The sequence below is a fragment of the Mesorhizobium sp. ESP7-2 genome (assembly GCF_020164715.1).
In the GTDB taxonomy this organism is placed as follows: Bacteria; Pseudomonadota; Alphaproteobacteria; order Rhizobiales; family Rhizobiaceae; genus Mesorhizobium.
Window position 1 is genome coordinate 240,800 of sequence record NZ_JAIUGQ010000001.1, and the last position, 17,394, is coordinate 258,193.

Genomic DNA, 17,394 nt, shown 5'->3' on the forward strand with positions numbered 1-17,394 from the left:
CGGCCACCGGCCGCCCCTTCTTCGTCACGGCCGGGACGGGATTTTCCCGACGAACCGGATCTCGGGAGCTACCGCGCTGATTTCGCGCGTAGGCCGAAAATCGAGATCGATGTCAAGAAGCCTGCCCGCCCGGCTCCGATTATAGACGAGCTCGGGGATCGATACGTAGCCGAGCAGTGGCATAGAGCCATCCGAGGGAAGGAAGGCTCCGAACGCCAGTGCGTGATTCTGAGGCGATATTTCGGAAAGCAGCCATTCCGCCCCCGTGTCCAAAGATACAATCCGAACGACAGGCAGGCGATGAAGTCGGCCGCCGTTTTCTTCGCTCGACCTGCCGTTTTCGAGCATCGTTTCCTGTTGTGCTTTCGGGATCATTTGTCTGTCTCCTCGGGGCCTCACCGCGAGGCCGTGCGAGACGACAGGGCAGGGAGCAGCAGGAGAGCCCTGGCTCCCGTAGGGACGCATTAGCGCTTGGCTATGGGCTCTCCCGCGCCCCTGACCAGGAACGCGCATAACGGCCCCTTGGCGAGGCCGGAGACGGCCGGAATCCCGATCTCAACGGGATGCTCGAAACGACGGGGCGGGCAGACGGCAGCGCAGCTGATCTCTCCGCTACGGTTTCGGCCCGGAATTAGGCAGCGACGGCACCGCCGACAAAAGCGCAGAGGGCGAGGACGACACCTGCTCGGCCCGACCACATCACCGCTGCCGCGATGTCGTTCGACCAGTGATCACCCTCGAAAATCGGGCGATCGAGATATTCCGTTCCGGCGGCGGCGAGCGCGACGCTGACGGCGAGCAAGATCGACCAGACAGCGGCAGACATGGGGAGAGAAATCGGGAGCATGGCGGGCCCCCTACGCGGCCAAGTCGGGGGCGGTATCGATCAACACGTAAGCTGCATCGATCGCAAATTTTTCGGCTGCGGCCATCGCTGCGGACAACGACAGGAAAAGCTGGCGATAGGGTTCGACACCCTCGCATTCGACCATCGCGACATAGCCAACGGCGCCGTTTTCTACGGCCTGGCCAACAGACAGTTCGGTGGAAATCTTGTTGTAGCCGTCGAACTTCAAGGAAATGTCAGCACCCCAATCTTCCTTCGGGAATCGCGCCCAGTTCGTGATCTCGACGGCAAGCGGATAGGGTTCGCGAGCGACGGATGCGAGGTTTGTGATCAAAGGCAGGATGTCGATTTTTTCAGCCATAATGTCAGTCTCCTTGTGTTGAAGTTTGGGGAAGAGCGTCAGAAGCCTCTCGCCGCATAAGCGAGGAGGAGGACCGTGCCGCCGCAGAAAATCACGGCTGCGATGGCGAGCCCCATCGCGGTCTGCGCCGTGGCCTTCAGGTAAAATTTCAGCATGCCCGTTCTCCTTTTTGATGTGTCCGAGGGCTCGGAAAATTCCGTTACACCCCCGCGTTCCACCGAATTTTCAGAGGCCTCCGGCACAGCGGAGAAACGTCACCGACATGCCGATTTCGAACCTGTGAACGCTGCGGCTCGGTGTCATGGCCTCGCCCCTGGCATCTGCCGGTCACGTTCCAGGGCATCGGCGAAAATTCGCCACCACGCGAAGGCGATGTCATACCGCTGGCGGACGACTTCCCCGGATTCGATGGCGAGATCCGCAGCTGCCTCCACCATGCGTATCCGCGTGTGGAGTTCGTAGGCCGCAAGGTCGATGTCGACGGTTTCAGCGGTCGCCTCGCTCATGCTGCGTCGTCCAGATTCGCGATGTCGGCATCGTATTTTTCGACGTGCCAGCGAGCCTCGTGGACGGCTAGCTCGGCCTCGATCTCCGCCCGCAATTCGGCTTCCTCGATCGTCGCACGGGCACGGCGGACGAGCTCGGCGCGCATCAAGGCGAGGGTCGCGTTCGTCGGGGCGAAGGCGGGATCGGACCATGCCGGAAGGCGTCGCACGGTGCCGACCGACAGGCCGAGAAGTCTCGCCAGCGCGGCCGGTGACATCGCGAGCTTCTGGCGGAGGTCGACATACTCGTTGCGCCGACACTCGCGGTCTGCGGCTGCGGCCTCGGGGCTGCCGCCGAAGGGCGGTCGGCCGCCCTTGTTGCGGATTGCGTTCGTGTTCATGCTGTCCTCCTTTCTGGACGCAGGATGCCCGCTTCGAGGGCCTTTCCGATGACTTCCTCCATCTCCGCGAACGACATGGGCTCGCGGCCTCCGGGAAGCTTCCGGATATCGAACTCCCTGTCGTTGATGATGCCATCGGCAGCATGTGGATCGAACGACCGCCAATACCAAAGCGGTATCCTCCCATGCTTCCAAATCCGGTAGACCGGAACGCCGCTGATCGTCGCCCACGGCAGCCCGTTGGCGTAGGTGTCGAGATACTGCCTCATGCTGCCTCGCTTTCCGTCATCGTCGCGCCGAGCGGGTCGGCGAGATAGCGGGCATGGGCCTGCCCTGCGGCGCATGCTTTGAAGGCATCACGAGCCGCACTCCATGCCACGAATGCATCGTCACGAGCTTCGCTGGCGCGTAGATATGCGGCCCGGCATTCTCGTCCGTGTATCGAGCCCAGGATGCCAATGCGTAGACAGGCGAGGACCGTCGCGCCCGCCTCGCTATCCGCCCCCGTCGCGGCCTCCAGCGCAGCGAAAAGCTCCCTCTTGCGTTGCCACTCCGGCGACGATTCCCAAAATCTCTTCATCTTCGTTCCCCTTATTGTTTTTCAGGCTTTCGCCCTCTCCGAAGCCGTCTGGAGACGGCTCGGGGGAAGGCCGGGGCGCGATGCCCCGGTTTCCGTGGTCAGGCTGCTTTCTGAAGCCGCCCCTCTGCGTCGTAGCAATCGACATCCGGACCATCGAACGGACCTTGGGTCGGCTCGGGCTTCGGCTGGAGGGCGAAGGGTGCCGCTGCCGCTGCCTTGACCCTTTCGACTTGCTCGGCCGACAGGCTTACCCTCACCTTGTCCGCGCGGCTGTCGCGAGGGTAAAGGGCGACAGTCTCGATGCCGACGACGCGCCATTCTCTTCCGAAACGACGCAGCAGCACGCGGTTCCCGGTGACTCCGTACTTGTATGCATTTGCACCAGGCGCGCTTGTGAAGCACTCGGCCGTCGCGGCGGCGCGGTAGGTCGCGGGCAGGCCTGCCTTCTGCAACTGACCTTCGGCATCCAGGAGCATCTCCAGCACGCGGTCGATGCCTGTCGTCCAGCGGTTCGCCCGGCCGTTCACAGCGGCAAGCGCTTCCCCGATTTCCTTCCGCTGCTCGGCTTCAGGCCGTTCTTTCCGACCAATTTAGCCATGACATCCACCTCCTGATCTTAAAGCAACCGGAACAACTCCGTGCTGCGTATAGGTAATGGTAGGAATCGTCTTATGTGAATGTCAACGGTTAAAGTGAAGAAAAAATAGCAAAGAATGTTTATTTGTTCGCCACAGTGTAGTTAACTGTAGTTAACTACGATAAGGCGTTGTCAATAATTACCAAGGATTCGAATTTTTAGTCTTGCGACATGTCTAAGGACTGTATCCTTACTATCGGGAACGAATCCTTGTTTCAGCTGCGCGCCGCAAGGATTCGCGGTGAGAGCCAAGCGAAGGCGAAAAGGGCATCAGCCGACGCGCCGACGAAGGCCGGAGGCCGCTGCCCCATCCAGCGGAGCCGTTCGCCCCTCTTTCCGTCTTCCTGTTTCCCACTCGCCGGAGGCGGGGGGAAAACGAGCCTCCCGGTTTGATCCATCCATCGTATGCCGCTGCGCCCTTGACCGGAAAGAGCGGGAGGCGGACGGGAGGGCAAAGCGAATTTTGCAGGGGCAATGCCCCGGTCGCGAGGAGTTTTTCCGCTCGGGGGAAAAGCGGGGAAAATTCGCTTTGAGGCGCGTAGCGCCGACCTCACGGGCGGCTTCTGCTCCGGTCATAAAAGGGCGTAGAGGCAGGAGATGGATGGCCCGACGCGGAGCTAAAGAAGTCAGATTCAGAAAGTGTCGCCGATGTCGTTCACAATGATCCCGGTCGACTGCGGCCTCGACGCTTGGGCCGCTTCGAACCGTGCCCGCTCGTCGGCGCATGCCCGCATGACTTCGATTTCGTCCAGGGGGCGGATTTGCGGCACCGCCGCATGCAGCGCATCGATGATCCAACGCACCCTGTCGAGCGTTCCGTGTCCGTCGTTGGCGTGGACCCGCGTGACCGCGTTGCGGAGCATCATGCGATAGTCGGCTTCCTTCCGCCGAAAGCGCGTTATCGCTTCGACGCGGGCATTCCGGAGACGCGCGAGGATGCTGAAACGCTCGCCGAGCTTGCTTTCCTCCTTACGGAGCCGCTTCATATCGCGCGTCAGCCGCGCCCGCTCTACGATCGCCCTGCCGCGCTGCGACGGCGGCAGGTGATCGTTGCTCATGAAGGATTCGTCGCTATCGTCGTCGTCCTCGGCGTTGGTGTCGACATCTTCGCCGCTGCGCCGCCAGAGCCGCGCGAACAGTTTGGCCTCGTCGCTGCCTGTTTCGAGCCACGAATCCAGGAAATCATTGCGGATCTCGCCGAACTGGTCGCGGCGGTAATCGTCGGCCTCGGCGGGGTCGATCTCGTTTTCGATGCGGGCGAGAAACGTGCCGGCGAGAGCGCGGCGAATGAGGTGATTCCACATCTTGGCGGGAACGTCCCCGATGTGGCCTTCCTCAAGAAATTCCTGTTCGCCGTCCTCCTGCTCCTCTGGCATCGGCTGAATGCCGAGCTTTTCGGCGAGCTTCGCGGTGATGATGCCGAGACGGATCCCCTTCATCGCGGCGGCGTATTCCTGCCAGAGCGCGCGGGCATTGGCCTGCGCGACCTTTTCCAGCCCTGGAATCTCCATCGGCAGGCCGTCCTTGCCGCGAATGGAACCGCGCGCGGCCAAGGCGAAGGGGTGAACGGATGTCGATGCGGCCTTTCGCCCTTCCTTGACCCAACCATGCGCTACTTCCGACGCGATCTTGCCGAGATAGCGCGCGGCGCCCTTGCCGCTGCGGACCATCTCCACGCCCTGCGCGTCGATCGTTCCGGAAAGCCCGTGCTTCGGCAGACGGTCCAGGAAGCGGCTCATCAGAAGATCACAAAGCGGCCGCTGGGCCGCGTCGGTGAATTCGTGTTCCTCCGTCCAGTTCTGGTCGTACAGCACCCAGAATGCTGCCTCTGGAACGGCTTCGCCGTCCGGAAGGCAGGACAGGCGGCAATCGCCGACGACAGGGCGCGCCTGTCCCGCCGCGATACGCTCCGCACGGGCATACAAAGCCCGAAGGCGGACTTCCTTCGGCTCCGCGAAGGGAGAGGCGAAAAACATGAGGCTGTGGCCGTGCAGCCCCCAGCCGGTCGCGGGGCTCCACGGCGCTTCGACCACGTTCGCAATGCCAAGGAATCCAGCCGCTTCGGAGGGTTCGACCCAGGCACGGCCTTGCCTCGCCTCGCGGTAGGCCGCCTGGAAGCCCGCCCGCAGCTTCGCGAGGTCCTGGTCGAGCTTGCGGCGGACGGTCGGCGTCAGGAACCACACCGACCCGCCTTTCTCGATGCAGGCCTGAACCGCCTCGGTCAGGCCTTCCTGAATCTCCATCGCGCGCTTGACGGAGCACACTGGGCAATGGACCGCCGAATTGCAGCGGAAAACACCAGAGACGCGGGCCTTTCCTCGGTCGTTCTGATGCAGCCGAACGGCTTCGACGTTATGTCCTGAAATGCCGCAGCCGCAGACCGATGGACCTCGCCCTCCGTCGTCCGGGCGGAGCATCGACGCAACGCCGTGGCGGAGGTCGTAGCGCCCCTTCGTCGTTGCAAGAAGATGGGAGGGTTTGGCCCCCCCGCTCTCCGCCGAATCCGTTGGTTTCAAAGGGTTTGAGGAAGATAGTGGAAACGTAGCCTCTCTACTGTCGAGGCGGCCGGCTGCGCCGACCGCTGAAGCCGCCTCGCGGCGGTCGGATTCTGCCGCCTCAGGGGCGGCGGAAGCAGCGGCTCGGATACGCTCCTCGGGTCCGCCATGGATGTCGATGAACGTTTCAGCGGGAACCCGATCGAGAACCTGGAAGAATGTCGAGGCTCCGTCGGGGACGACAAGGGCTTCCGCTTTTGTCGACATCGACCGCGCGGCACCTGGCATGCCAGAGGCGCGACCGCGCGCGCCGACTGCCGCATGAAGCGCGTGGATACGGCTGCCGATACCGGGAAGCTTCGGCCGCGCTGATATATCTAATTGTTGACACTCTGGCTGAGATTTCGACGATGTTCTGGCTGGGGAGAAACCCAGCCGACCGCTCACCTGGAGCGGACCTGTCGACTATTGACTTTGGCGAGGGCTGATCTGATCATCGTCCTGTTCTCGTGAAAACCCCCGGAGGCCTGCCAGCCGTTGATGGGGGTTTTTTCATGCGCTGACATCTAGGATCATAGCCGGCGGAGAGAGGGTCAAGCCGTGCTCCAAACCATTCCGCAACCGTGACGATTGCGTCCGCCATCATCGAGCGTGCTAGCCTTGTGGATGCTGCGACTTATGCCCTGCGGCCCGAACGGCGCGGCATCCGTTTCACCGACATTCCCGCCCACTCCGATGCCGCCACGAAGGCTATTGATGGGCTGGCGCTGCAATGGCCCGAATACTTTTTGGGCCCTAGCAATCCGCTGGCATTCCTCGGTGCAGACATGCCGTGCAAGTTCTTCGGAGAGCTTTGACGAACGTATCGCACCAGCGCGGCATCGTCACCTCACCGGATCGATCTTTGCTCATTTTCAATCGACGATTCCGCAACTTGCAAGCCAGTTACGGGCTAAGGGGATTCTGGGCGCGGACCGTGGAATGGCTCCGCGATGCCGGGCCAGTATTGGATGTCCTCATCGTCGGTCGCATTCTGCATAGGCGACGAAGCGTGCAGCGATGATCGTTCCGACTGATTGGCCAGCATTCCCTGTCCAATGGCAACAGACCAGAGTCATGGAGCAATCTGCGCGCAAAAACGCAGCGGTGCGGCACTCGGCTGGGATAAAGCCGATCATCAGGCAATTCTAAAGAAATGCCTCCTCTTAGGCGGCCCGCTGATGTACCGATTGTCACAATGAAATAAATGCCTATACTTACTTGGCCTCCAAGAAAAATGGACGAAGGGATTTTCTACCCACGCTCGCAATGGAGATTTAGAAAATGCGTCGACTATTCGTAGTGCTATGCATTCAACTTGTCGCTGCAGCAGCAATGGCAGCTGACCCGGTTAAGGAACAGCCAGAGACTCATCCAAGTCCGTCAATCTATTATGCGCAGTGCGCATGCAATTTGACTAGGTATAGTGGTACATATCGCGGCGACTCGCTCGATATTTTCTTTGGCTCGATTCTATATAACCAGCCAGGCATCGGAACGACTGTTTCGGTTGCAATAACACAATGTAGCCGTGCACCAACCTGCTCAACAAATAACTATCCTTACACCAATAGCGCTTTAAGCATCCAGGTGTCACGGAGAAGCACCTGCAATGGTTGCCTTTATGGGGAAACAATCACAGGAACTATAAAATAATTAGTCTTTTTTGGGGGGTGTCGACATGTCATTGGTTTCGCTATCCGAAGCAAGACAAGTGGCAAACGCTTTTGTCAAATATGAGCTGTACAACCCGTGCGGGGGCGGTCCCGAATTTGTTGATCGTGCGGTAGGGGCTCTTTTGGGACAGTTTTTGCTTGCCGATCATGTTCCACTTTACGAGTTCGGTATATTCAGCAGTTCAGGAGAGGCAGCAGGTTCAATTCTAGTTCCTGGATCGCGAGCGTACCCTGCGATAGTCGAATATTCAAATTCTGGAAAAGGTCTTTTTTCCGCGTCCATGAAAGCATTGGAGAAAGTATTAGAGAGGGGTCATGGTGTTTCGGACAAAGAAATAAGCAAGGCGAGACTTTATTATCATGGGCCATTCGACATTGTGGCTGAGTTCGAGGGGAGAGCCTCGTTCTCTTATCTCCGCATTCCAAATTATCGCTTCGGACTTTCTACAGTGGCACTGCCGCTCGGGCTTAAGCCGACGGTAGACATGGAATACCCGGAGTGGAGAATTTATCTTGACCCTCAATATGACCTTGATGGCTTCGGGGACGGCAAATGCTACTATGCAAAGTTTCACAAGCCCTATCGGTATGAACAGACGTGCCGTCCGTCAGGAGCGGCACACGGCAACGCTGATCAGGAATACTGTGGAGCCGACGCTTGCATCTCGGGATGCACGCCCGTCGCTTGGGCAATGCTGGCTAGTTCCTTTTCTAAGTACGATGAATTTGAAGACATGTTGGTGGATAGCGCTCACTTTAGGGTGGAATGGGGAACCAATGACCATTGGAATCCTGCCGACCCAATTGTTGACCGTATTATTTGGGACTCCCACGGCTACATGGGGACTAGTTGCTCCGGCAATACGTACGGGGATCGAAGGGTTGATGCAGGTTGGCTGTTTCGGCGCTACGGATATGTTTGTTCCTTTGGTGATCGACCCGTGGGCGCACCATTTTTTGCTAGCGTCCTCGATGGGGGATTCACTCTGATGGGCTCCGGGAGATCAGAGTGGAATATTGGAACGGGCGACATAGAAGGCCATAGTTTCGTTGTATATGGCTACGATACGCGGTGGTTCGCTGACAAATTGCTCATATGTATGGGATGGGGAACCGGGTACGACGATCGTTGGATTAGTGCCGGTGCTGTCAGCGATCTTGAGGCGACCTATCTCAGCAGTATTAGACTCCTCGACGATGAACAGGACATCGACGAGAGCAGAACTGAGACATATCCTCCATTTTATCAACGCCGATGACTGGGGCTGCCCCAACGAACGGCCTCAGGGATGACGGGAACGGTTGCCCTAGATACAAAGGGCTTCCTAGAGGAAGAGCGGCAAGGGTGTAGTCTTGTCATTTCTTCGCCGCCGCTACAACGACTCAAGAAATGAATCCTGTGATCATCGTGCCTGAGGATCCGCAAACGGACACAATCAGGGTTCCGGTGCTGAAGGTGTTCGATGGCGACGGGTTTCTAACTCGGATCAAGGCTTCCGTGGTCACTGGAAACCCAAGGGACCAAGCCGAGGTCGAGATAACCGCTAGATTTGGATTCATCGATGCTCCGGAAATGGAACAGCCCGGCGGCCGTGAAGCCAGGGATTTCCTCGCCGACCTGATCGGCGACAAGTGGGTCGAACTTGCCATCTTGATGAAGATGAATACCGGGCAGTCGGTAGACACGTACGGCCGTGTCGTTTGCGTTCCCTATCTGACGCTGGACTACGCCGCCGGCGAGTTCAGAACCCTGTCGTCATGCCCTCATGTCATAACAACGCTTGGCGTCCCCCTCCGCGTGACGAGAAACATCGAGCTAGAGATGGTCGTCAACGGCTGGGCCTGGGTCCTGGAGCGATACGGACCCGATCAGCGTTACCTCGATGCCCTGGAGGAGGCCAGACGCGCGAAGCGGGGCATATGGGCCTTCAAGCACAACATCCATCCTTGGGAGTTCAAGAAACAGAAATATCGCGACAACGCGCCAAAGCCCCCATGCCCGACGCAGAACTGTCGCGGCCACCTCATTAGAAAGAGCGGGAGGTTCGGCGAATTCCTGGGCTGCTCCGAATATCCTCGGTGCAAGTATTCATGTTCGGTGGCCGGCTGACCGTCCGCCCATCCCCCCTCAACGTAGGGCATCTATCCGGAAATTATGCCACCGATGATCAGGACCAGGAAAAACCCGAAAAGCAATGAATAGAGCACAAAATGGCTTTTCTCGATCCGGATAACGATGATCTCGCGTTCCAGAGGCTTTCCAAGCGGCTGCTCTTCAAGGACCGCCTCTCGATAGGTCTCAATGAAGGGAACCCTTGACGAGCGACGCCTTCCACTCTGTTCGTCTAACCTTCTCCTCGGATCCATCTGCACCCCCCTGCAATCGACCCCTCGATCTATCTCTACGTGACGAAGGGATTCAATCTTTATGTCTCTCGCCATGCTCGCCCGTTGACGCAATCTCAATCGACGATTCCGTAGTGAGTCACCGTCCCAATCGCGCTGCGAATGAAGTCTACACGTAATTCTTGAAGGATGGCCAAGTTCACAACTCGCTGCTAATGAAGTACCCGAAGTGGAAGGCTCCTCTTTTAGTTCGATCGTAGAGGCTGACGCGATGAATGCTGAAGAACCGAAGCTGCGAGAAATCTATTCAAACTGGGTCCGCGATACCTGGTACGGTTCGAAAGCTGGTCTGTCGCGCTTCATTAGGACACGCCCCGGCATCGTCGTCGGTATTGCCGTAATCTGCCTGATCCCGACGGTCGGCGCGGCGGGGTACTTCGGCGTTAACGGGGTGCTCGACTACCACCGATGGCATCAGGACCAGAAGGTATATGAGGAACGGCGGCGACAGCAGCAATTGAATCTTGCTCTCTGGTCGCAGGACATGGAGCGACAGCAGAAGCAGATCGACGAGGGCTGCGCCCATCTTTACGACCGTGGCTACCCGACCGACACCTACGGAACGGAGGGCGGTCCTCATTATGCCGCCTGCAAGGAAGAAGTTATCAGGAGCCATCCTGTTCCGGCCCGAGATATCGGGATTTCCCCTCGAATAGGCCTTCCGAATTTGTAGCGACGAACGTCGTTGAGGCGGGGTAGTAACTGACGGCTTATCCTTCTGGACCGCTCACCAACCGCCTTCCTGGCAGGTTGCTAGGCGCTGCCTTCGATCTCGCTTTCTTCATCCAGCGCATGCGGCACCGGCAGATAAGCGTTCGCCATAAGCCAGTCGTCTAGGATCGTCTCGACCAGATCGAGCTTCCCTTTGCCCATCTCGGCCGCCAGCCCGGCCAGGATTTCATCCGTGCGTGGTTCGAGTTTCAGCCCGCTGACGTTTCTGAGCAGCAACGCGGCGCGGCGAGGGGAGGAGGAGGCGGCTAAGGCGATGGCCCTTGTCGGTGTCGAGGCGGTAGCGGCATAGTGCCAAGCTCATGGGGTGCCGCCCCGACGCGCCCTTCGGGCTTTCTCCCTTTGGATACGAAGCAACGGAAAGGCCCTTGTGCCATGCGGCTGGCTCTTTCGTTCCTGGCTCTGCATCTGCCGCAATGAACTGGCTCAGCTATCGCCATCCTCAGCTTCGTCATCATTCGGCAGAAGCACGTCCGTCTCCAACTCGACCAGATCGGCCAAGACCACGCGTGGCACCTTCCGCCAGCGGGTTGCCTTCCGGGCCGCGACGACACTGTATAGACCATTCCCACATTGGGAAAAGACGAGATCAGCATCGTTCAACGCGGCCTCGCTGAGCAGTCGGATAGTCTTGTCTTGCGCGACTTTGACTCGCAGCAGTGCCGCAACCTGCTCGCGGTCGACCCTGAAGCGCCCCATCCGTTTTCCGCCAAAGTTCGAAGCGTGAAGGCTGGTTAAGTCCGTTACCGCCGCATCAATGTTCGCTCGTGCCATGCCTGTTCTCCTTCAGGTAATCCAAGTGACTATTGATATCAAATTGGTCACTATAGGAAGTAACAAAAAAGTGATCTCGATTGGTGTCGCAGCCGGCGGAATGGCGGTCCTGCGAAGATAAATACCACTGGATGAGGGAGTGGTTCCGCTTATCCCGTCGCCGCAATTGAGCGGCACGAAGACAGGGATCCGTGAATGGAAACTCTGACATTGCTGGTGCTGGTGATAGCGCACCTGGTCGTTATCCTCATGCTGGCCGAGCGGCGCTAATATGATGGGAGGGCGGTCGAAAGGCCGTCCCCTCCTCTGATTTGTCGTCCCATGCGGATTCGACCTTCACCGATTTTCAACGGACCATTCCGTAACTGGAGGTTCAGTTACGGCAACGAGGGCGTTTGCAGGGTGCGGGCAGTGGAACTTTTTGCGGGCGCGGGCGGCATGTCGCTCGGCCTGAAGCGGGCGGGATTCGAGGTCGTCCAAGCGTATGACTCGTGGGCACCGGCGGTCGAGGTCTACCGCCGCAATCTCGGTCCCCACATCTGGCAAGCCGATCTCAAGGACATTTTTCACGTGGGGCCAATGATCACCGCGCTTGCTCCGGATATCATCTGCGGCGGGCCACCCTGCCAAGACTTCTCCTCAGCCGGTGAGCGTATCGAAGGGGAACGGGCTGCCCTCACTCGCGCCTTCGCGATGCTCGTCTGCATCGCCCGCCCATCCTGGTTCCTTATGGAAAACGTTCCACGCGCGGCTCAATCACAAGCATGGGCCGATGCCCGCGCGATGCTCGTCAAGGCAGGCTACGGCCTAACGGAAAGCAAGCTCGATGCAAGCTTCTACGGTGTTCCGCAGATCCGGAAGCGCCTGTTCGTTGTCGGCCGCCTCGGCGAGGCCGACGGCTTTCTTGAGTCGGCGCTGGCGGCTGCTCGGACTGACAGGCCGATGACGGTGCGGGACATGCTGGGGGATGCGCTCGGTGACGCGTTCTATTCTCACCCACGCATGCCGGGCAAGCGCGGGGTCTGGAGTACGGAGGAACCTGCGCCGACCATGCGTGGTTCATCACGACGTCCAATGCCTCCAAGCTATCAACCGCATCCTGGCGATGCTGCCATCCTTGAACGCGGCGCATTCTTCACGCGGCCGTATCACACCGGGCGCGGTGTCCGGACCATCGATGAACCCGCGCCGGTCATCGTACGCACGAGCCGGGAGCGACCTCGCCCGAAAGACCTGGCGATGCCCCACCCCGCTGACGCAATGCACCCTTCGCAAGCGGCAGTCCTAAGCCAAACCCATGTCTCTCGCATCCAAGGTTTTCCAGGGAATTGGGACTGGTCGGCGGCGAACTCGCGGGATACCGATCAGATGATTGCGAATGCCGTCCCGGCGGCGCTCGCAGAGGCGATCGGTCGGGTTATTCGCGCAAGGGAAGCGGGAGAAAGCATTCCGGAAATCCAAGGACGATTTGGGCAGTGGCTGCGGCAGCGAGGCTTCTCCAAGCCCGCTGTCCGCAATGCCAAGTCGCGGGTCAATCGTGCGAGGCGTCTGCTGCTCGGGCGAACTTTCGGGGATGCGGCAGCGGAACAGGCATCGCTCGAAACTGTCGATGGTTTCGCGAGCCTGTCGGTAGCAATTCGGTCGGACCTCAGAGCCGCGCTTCGACTCTATGCTGAATGGAGAGGGGACCCGCCGAAGGCGAAGCGGAAGCCGAAGGTGGATGCTTCGAATCACGAAATGATCGCTGCGTAGCGAAGTACGGCAGAGGTTCCCCTCGGCTCTTTCCATGTCGATGCTCCGGAGGGCCGGACGGGTCACTTGCCCCGCCCTGGCGCTGCGCGCCACCCACCTCCTGCATAGACATGGAACCTTTCGCCTCGGTGACGGTATGGAGGCCAACTGTTTGCCCTGCGGGCACGGTCAGGCCATTTTGACCTGACCTAAACGAGTCTAGGCCGTCCTCCATGCCGTCAACCCCTGCCTCGGTTTCGTTCCTTCTCGTCCTGATCTGCCCGCCGATGAAACGATGTAGCGTATAAAGTGAAGGTGCCGAGATGTCCGGAACGGGAACAATGTCAGATCGGCACCGGAGGCCAATTCGCGGCCGCGAGCTCGGTTAACAGGTGCGTCGTAGGAGGTTCAGCATAGCGCCCGGAACGGGGAACCGGGACCGCCACACCCCGACGAGCGGTCATTTTGAAAGAATGGCGGGCATGGCACAAATGGTCGGATCCGGGCCGTTTTCGTCTTTCGCGCAATAATCCGTCGCGTCTGGAAGCCCATTGAGTGCCCTCGCGAGGGCGCGATGGGTGTTGGGTTATTCAACGAAGGAAGCAGTGGGCAACGTCCAAAAACCGGAAGGAGCTCTATCTTGCGTTCTGAATCAAAGTCGTAATACGTGGCCAATCGAAGATAAAACCCCGACCCGGATGAAACACCCGGCTGCCCCTTGGTATGATTAGACCCAGATTTTTCCACAGTTGCTTCTCTGCCTTCAGGAAAGCCCGCGACGAAAGAGCCACGGCGGCGGCATGCCTGGCCGGGTTTCTCTTGAGTAGCCCTTTCATCTCCAGATAATCTTCCAGCTGGGTTAGCCAGTCTGGCTCACTAGGCACTGTCCCGAGAGTGTCTTGAAAACTCAGAATCGCATTGAACAAGATCAAATGCTTTCCAGCCAAAAGCACTGCGCTCGCGATGGAATCCAGGAACGGCTGCGATCCTGAACCGTAAAGGGTTCCGACGTGAAGTGCCTCCAGACCCTCCCTCGTCAGACGCCCATCGGCCTCCGTCCATCCGATATGAAACAAGAAGTTTCGGTAGTTCTTGGACACCGCCACCTTGTTGCTGGCAGAATTCTGATAGTTCCGAGTCCCCCCTGCCCAGTGATGCACCGTCCCCGCTTGAATGGCATTCCAGAGCATATTGAAGGCGCGATCCCGAATGGTGCCTGCCGCCGAGATGCTGACGCGCATCTCATCGTAGCTGTAGGAAAGCAGCAAGAACATTTCTTCTGGACCCATTTCGCGCCATTTCGCAAAAAAGCTCTTATCCAGCGCCGCAGGCGAAGTCGGCGCGCCAGTTCGTGGCACGAAGAATCGAGACTCGAGAAATCCGGGTGACGTCGGAGAGAGAGTCGCTGGATCGTAGGTCAACAGGCCGACTGGCGCGTTAGCAAAGGGCGGCTCTGCCAGGACGCTCGCCACGTGGCTGGCGATGGGATAGCCATCGTCCGCAATCTTGGGGAGTATGAGCATGCCATAGTGGAAGTCCCGGGTGTAGGCGACTGCTTGGCCTAGCCCGGTCAGATACTCCCGCTTGGACTGCTGTGGCGGCTTGAACTCAGCCCCTATCGTGATGGCATTGGTCGGATCGACGATCACGAAGTCCGGAACCGGCCATGTCCGCGAAGAGGTGATGTAGCTGGTCGCCGAGAACAATCCGTTCCATGGCGATGAAGACGTGGCGACGCGACGAATCGCTTCCTGAGCTATCGCGAAGGCGAGTATGTCATGCGTATTCATTCCGCAGCGGTCGCAAGGTCGTAAACGTCTCTCTTGTAGCCGTCGCTGCTGAAATTCCCGTTTAGCATCTTCACGATCTGTGTCGCGAAAATCTCCGCAAGAAGCGGTGGGACCGCGTTGCCTACAAGGAGACACTGTTGCTGCCGGGTACCTTCGAAGCGCATCCAATCGGGAAAAGTCTGGATACGAGCCGCCTCCCTGACAGTCAGGGTACGATTTAGTACAGGATGGATCGGAAACGCATTGTGGCCAGGAACCATCGTCGTGGCGGGCATTGAACGCGACAACCTCTTGTAGACGTGGCTAAAGTTCTTTACCGAATCCGAACGATAGCCTTTTCGCAGATGTTCCGGCAGCGTTCCCTCGGGCAGGCGCCCACCCTCTGGAATGAGCTTGTACCGCTCGACGACCAATTCCTTATGGTTCATCGGTACGTGACTGAATTCTTCGCCGTGAGTGGAAGGGTCTTCCAGGTCGGAAATTACGTCACCCACGGTGACAAACCGCCGTTGCCAGGATTTAGGCTCAAGGAAGTGCTTGGCCTCTGGCCAGACGAACGTTGCCCCAATCTTCCATGCTACCAGTACGAAGCGCTCTCGATTCTGCGGCACCCCATATGACGCACAGTTGACCACCCGACTTTGAAATGCGTAGCCCGCTCTTTGCAGTCGCTTTTCCACTTCCGCCAAATAGGTGGAATCCTTGCGCGGTGTTGATACAAATCCCTTCACATTCTCCATAAGAATGGCTCGTGGTGCCAACCCAATCGCCAACTCTATAAATTTCAAAGAAAGCTCGTTTCTCTCGTCCTGGTCAGGTTTGTGCTCACGTGTATTCACAAATCTCCTGCGGCCGAAGATCGAAAATCCTTGGCAGGGAGGGCCGCCGAAGACAATGTCTATATCCCGACCAGAGCAATGGCCTTCGATCTCCGTGGGCGTCAGTTTTGCAATGTCAGCTTGATAATGACTAGCGGACGGAAAGTTCGTCTTGAAATTTCGCGATACGCTGCTCTTCATGTCATAGGACGAGAGTATTTCTACACCAGCATTCTTAAATCCGAGCGTGAGACCGCCAATGCCCGTGAACAGGCTGACCGCGCTTAAGCCTGTATGCTTCGGAATGACATGCATGTCTTCGCTCTGGCCCACATTTGATTTGACCCAAGGGTTCAAAGGCACATTTGAAATCTCGTGGGGCTTGTCAGCGGCCATCAGATAATCATTGATGGATTCGCCAATGGAGCGCGCAAGCGCGACCGGGACGGCGTTGCCCACAAGTCGACACTGCTCCGCCCGGTTTCCAACGAACTCATAGCTGTCAGGAAAAGTCTGAAGACGCGCAGCTTCCCGTGCGGACAGGCTTCTATGCAGAGTTGGGTGGATCGGAAATGCGTTGTTCCCTGGAACTAGCGTGAGAGACGGCCGATCGCGATGGAGGCGCTTATAGGTGTTGCCGAAGTTCTTGCGACGAATCTCTGCTGGCAGTTTGGATGGAGGCGGCATTCGTCCTCCTTCCGGTACGAGGTTGTAGCGCGCGACTACCCTTTCGCTGTGCCTCAGGTGACTATGGTTTGGCGCATCTGAATGTGGTGAGGCAAGGTCGGCAATGGCCGACCACACCGTTGCGTAGGGAAGGCGCCCAGGCCCGTGTGTGGGCAGGGGCCAGTCGAAGGAGCCTCCGATGCGGGTTCCGAAGAAAAACACCCTCTTGCGCACCTGTGGACATCCGAAATCGGCCGCGTTCAGGGTCGCGACCCAAACACGGAACCCGCGACGCTCGAACGCAGCAACGATCTCGCGTTCAAATCGACCGCCATATTGCGTCCGGAGGTAGTTAACGTTCTCCATCAGGAAGCAGGGGGCCTCCAGCCATTCAACGATGCGTACGAAACGCCAGAACAAACCATTCCTCGGGTCAGCAGGATTCTGGTCTCCGAGCGTAGAGAATCCTTGGCAAGGGGGACCACCAACGACAAGGTCGACCGTCTTGCCTCCCGTAGCAGCTAGGATTTCTTCCTTGGTGAAGTGCTGAACGTCTTTCAGGTAAAATGGAGTACCCGGATGGTTTCGCGCGAACGTGTCCGCCGATGCCTTCTCAATATCTGTCGCGAACAGCGTCTTAAAGCCCGCCTCTTCCAAGCCGAGTGTCAGACCGCCGCCGCCGGTGAATAGCGACACGGCCGTCAGATCCCTTCTTCCAGTTGTTCCGTGCATGACTAGCTCGCCTGCTTTCGGTGAGAGGATGAAGCGCTAGACACGGCTGGTTCGCCCTGAAAAAGGTCTCCCTGCCTCACTGCCAGTCCATTCGTTTCCACATATGAACGCATAAACGCTCTCAGGATCTGAGCTGCGGTGGTGTCTCGCATCTTGCATGTGGCGATGAATTCGCGACGCAGGACATTATCCACGCGAATGCGTAAGCCAACTTCCTCCATTGCGAA

General features: G+C 58.6%; 19 protein-coding genes. 5 read left to right on the top strand and 14 right to left on the bottom strand.

Going from position 1 to position 17,394, the window contains the following annotated elements; genetic code table 11:
- Positions 1–24: 24 nt before the first annotated feature.
- From LB543_RS01210 to LB543_RS01250, 9 genes are all read right to left on the bottom strand, one after another.
- Entirely contained in the window at positions 25–375 is a 351-nt protein-coding gene (locus LB543_RS01210; protein ID WP_224612410.1) for a DUF2958 domain-containing protein, read from the bottom strand.
- 256 nt (positions 376–631) lie between these two features.
- Positions 632–826 (bottom strand): hypothetical protein, encoded by a 195-nt coding sequence (locus LB543_RS01215; RefSeq protein ID WP_224612413.1) that lies wholly within the window; start codon positions 824–826, stop codon positions 632–634.
- Positions 827–857: 31 nt separating this feature from the next.
- Positions 858–1,208, bottom strand: coding sequence for a hypothetical protein (locus LB543_RS01220; protein WP_224612415.1), 351 nt, complete (start codon positions 1,206–1,208; stop codon positions 858–860).
- A 299-nt stretch (positions 1,209–1,507) separates the two neighbouring features.
- A complete protein-coding gene (locus LB543_RS01225) occupies positions 1,508–1,714 on the bottom strand; it encodes a hypothetical protein (protein ID WP_224612417.1) in 207 nt (68 codons plus the stop codon).
- Positions 1,711–2,094, bottom strand: a complete 384-nt coding sequence (locus tag LB543_RS01230; protein ID WP_224612419.1) for a hypothetical protein — start codon at positions 2,092–2,094, stop codon at positions 1,711–1,713. Before LB543_RS01230 ends, LB543_RS01225 begins: the two co-directional genes overlap by 4 nt.
- Positions 2,091–2,363: a hypothetical protein gene (locus LB543_RS01235; RefSeq protein ID WP_224612421.1), complete on the bottom strand. Its 273-nt coding sequence runs from the start codon at positions 2,361–2,363 to the stop codon at positions 2,091–2,093. The genes LB543_RS01230 and LB543_RS01235 overlap by 4 nt, the downstream gene beginning before the upstream one ends.
- The gene (locus LB543_RS01240; protein ID WP_224612423.1) at positions 2,360–2,674 is read right to left on the bottom strand and encodes a hypothetical protein; all 315 of its coding nucleotides are present in this window, start codon (positions 2,672–2,674) and stop codon (positions 2,360–2,362) included. The genes LB543_RS01235 and LB543_RS01240 overlap by 4 nt, the downstream gene beginning before the upstream one ends.
- 98 nt (positions 2,675–2,772) lie before the next feature.
- Positions 2,773–3,201, bottom strand: a complete 429-nt coding sequence (locus LB543_RS01245; RefSeq protein ID WP_224612424.1) for a hypothetical protein — start codon at positions 3,199–3,201, stop codon at positions 2,773–2,775.
- Between the two features lie 742 nt (positions 3,202–3,943).
- Positions 3,944–6,073, bottom strand: a complete 2,130-nt coding sequence (locus tag LB543_RS01250) for a hypothetical protein (protein ID WP_224612426.1) — start codon at positions 6,071–6,073, stop codon at positions 3,944–3,946.
- A 356-nt stretch (positions 6,074–6,429) separates the two neighbouring features.
- On the opposite strand from LB543_RS01250, the gene LB543_RS01255 reads away from it, so the two are divergent.
- The 3 genes from LB543_RS01255 (at position 6,430) to LB543_RS01265 (ending at position 9,631) form a co-directional block, all read left to right on the top strand.
- Positions 6,430–6,663 (top strand): hypothetical protein, encoded by a 234-nt coding sequence (locus LB543_RS01255; RefSeq protein ID WP_224612428.1) that lies wholly within the window; start codon positions 6,430–6,432, stop codon positions 6,661–6,663.
- Positions 6,664–7,526: 863 nt separating this feature from the next.
- Positions 7,527–8,780 carry a hypothetical protein gene (locus LB543_RS01260; protein ID WP_224612439.1) on the top strand — a complete coding sequence of 418 codons (1,254 nt, stop codon included), beginning with the start codon at positions 7,527–7,529 and terminating at the stop codon, positions 8,778–8,780.
- 131 nt (positions 8,781–8,911) lie between these two features.
- On the top strand, positions 8,912–9,631 hold the full coding sequence (locus tag LB543_RS01265) for a thermonuclease family protein (protein WP_224612441.1): 720 nt from the start codon (positions 8,912–8,914) through the stop codon (positions 9,629–9,631).
- Positions 9,632–9,663: 32 nt separating this feature from the next.
- Here the strand turns inward: LB543_RS01265 and LB543_RS01270 are convergent, their stop codons facing one another.
- Positions 9,664–9,963, bottom strand: a complete 300-nt coding sequence (locus LB543_RS01270; RefSeq protein WP_224612443.1) for a hypothetical protein — start codon at positions 9,961–9,963, stop codon at positions 9,664–9,666.
- 175 nt (positions 9,964–10,138) lie between these two features.
- Here LB543_RS01270 and LB543_RS01275 point away from each other — a divergent pair, with 175 nt between their 5' ends.
- The gene (locus LB543_RS01275; protein ID WP_224612445.1) at positions 10,139–10,600 is read left to right on the top strand and encodes a hypothetical protein; all 462 of its coding nucleotides are present in this window, start codon (positions 10,139–10,141) and stop codon (positions 10,598–10,600) included.
- A gap of 80 nt (positions 10,601–10,680) precedes the next feature.
- Here the strand turns inward: LB543_RS01275 and LB543_RS01280 are convergent, their stop codons facing one another.
- Positions 10,681–10,875, bottom strand: coding sequence for a hypothetical protein (locus LB543_RS01280; RefSeq protein ID WP_224612447.1), 195 nt, complete (start codon positions 10,873–10,875; stop codon positions 10,681–10,683).
- Positions 10,876–11,082: 207 nt separating this feature from the next.
- Positions 11,083–11,430: a hypothetical protein gene (locus LB543_RS01285; RefSeq protein ID WP_224612449.1), complete on the bottom strand. Its 348-nt coding sequence runs from the start codon at positions 11,428–11,430 to the stop codon at positions 11,083–11,085.
- A gap of 411 nt (positions 11,431–11,841) precedes the next feature.
- On the opposite strand from LB543_RS01285, the gene LB543_RS01290 reads away from it, so the two are divergent.
- Positions 11,842–13,182: a DNA cytosine methyltransferase gene (locus LB543_RS01290; RefSeq protein ID WP_318012945.1), complete on the top strand. Its 1,341-nt coding sequence runs from the start codon at positions 11,842–11,844 to the stop codon at positions 13,180–13,182.
- A 614-nt stretch (positions 13,183–13,796) separates the two neighbouring features.
- Here the strand turns inward: LB543_RS01290 and LB543_RS01295 are convergent.
- Both LB543_RS01295 and LB543_RS01300 read right to left on the bottom strand, forming a co-directional pair.
- A complete protein-coding gene (locus LB543_RS01295) occupies positions 13,797–14,951 on the bottom strand; it encodes a hypothetical protein (protein WP_224612453.1) in 1,155 nt (384 codons plus the stop codon).
- Positions 14,948–17,167, bottom strand: coding sequence for a DNA cytosine methyltransferase (locus LB543_RS01300; RefSeq protein ID WP_224612455.1), 2,220 nt, complete (start codon positions 17,165–17,167; stop codon positions 14,948–14,950). Before LB543_RS01300 ends, LB543_RS01295 begins: the two co-directional genes overlap by 4 nt.
- Between the last annotated feature and the right edge of the window lie 227 nt (positions 17,168–17,394).

Excerpts from the sequence above, each read along its gene's own strand:
- LB543_RS01285 (WP_224612449.1), bottom strand. The coding sequence starts at position 11,430 with ATGGCACGAGCGAACATTGATGCGGCGGTAACGGACTTAACCAGCCTT.
- LB543_RS01215 (WP_224612413.1), bottom strand. The coding sequence starts at position 826 with ATGTCTGCCGCTGTCTGGTCGATCTTGCTCGCCGTCAGCGTCGCGCTC.
- LB543_RS01300 (WP_224612455.1), bottom strand. The coding sequence starts at position 17,167 with ATGCACGGAACAACTGGAAGAAGGGATCTGACGGCCGTGTCGCTATTC.
- LB543_RS01250 (WP_224612426.1), bottom strand. The coding sequence starts at position 6,073 with ATGTCGACAAAAGCGGAAGCCCTTGTCGTCCCCGACGGAGCCTCGACA.
- LB543_RS01260 (WP_224612439.1), top strand. The coding sequence starts at position 7,527 with ATGTCATTGGTTTCGCTATCCGAAGCAAGACAAGTGGCAAACGCTTTT.
- LB543_RS01295 (WP_224612453.1), bottom strand. The coding sequence starts at position 14,951 with ATGAATACGCATGACATACTCGCCTTCGCGATAGCTCAGGAAGCGATT.
- LB543_RS01225 (WP_224612417.1), bottom strand. The coding sequence starts at position 1,714 with ATGAGCGAGGCGACCGCTGAAACCGTCGACATCGACCTTGCGGCCTAC.
- LB543_RS01210 (WP_224612410.1), bottom strand. The coding sequence starts at position 375 with ATGATCCCGAAAGCACAACAGGAAACGATGCTCGAAAACGGCAGGTCG.
- LB543_RS01265 (WP_224612441.1), top strand. The coding sequence starts at position 8,912 with ATGAATCCTGTGATCATCGTGCCTGAGGATCCGCAAACGGACACAATC.
- LB543_RS01270 (WP_224612443.1), bottom strand. The coding sequence starts at position 9,963 with ATGGCGAGAGACATAAAGATTGAATCCCTTCGTCACGTAGAGATAGAT.
- LB543_RS01230 (WP_224612419.1), bottom strand. The coding sequence starts at position 2,094 with ATGAACACGAACGCAATCCGCAACAAGGGCGGCCGACCGCCCTTCGGC.
- LB543_RS01275 (WP_224612445.1), top strand. The coding sequence starts at position 10,139 with ATGAATGCTGAAGAACCGAAGCTGCGAGAAATCTATTCAAACTGGGTC.
- LB543_RS01240 (WP_224612423.1), bottom strand. The coding sequence starts at position 2,674 with ATGAAGAGATTTTGGGAATCGTCGCCGGAGTGGCAACGCAAGAGGGAG.
- LB543_RS01235 (WP_224612421.1), bottom strand. The coding sequence starts at position 2,363 with ATGAGGCAGTATCTCGACACCTACGCCAACGGGCTGCCGTGGGCGACG.
- LB543_RS01220 (WP_224612415.1), bottom strand. The coding sequence starts at position 1,208 with ATGGCTGAAAAAATCGACATCCTGCCTTTGATCACAAACCTCGCATCC.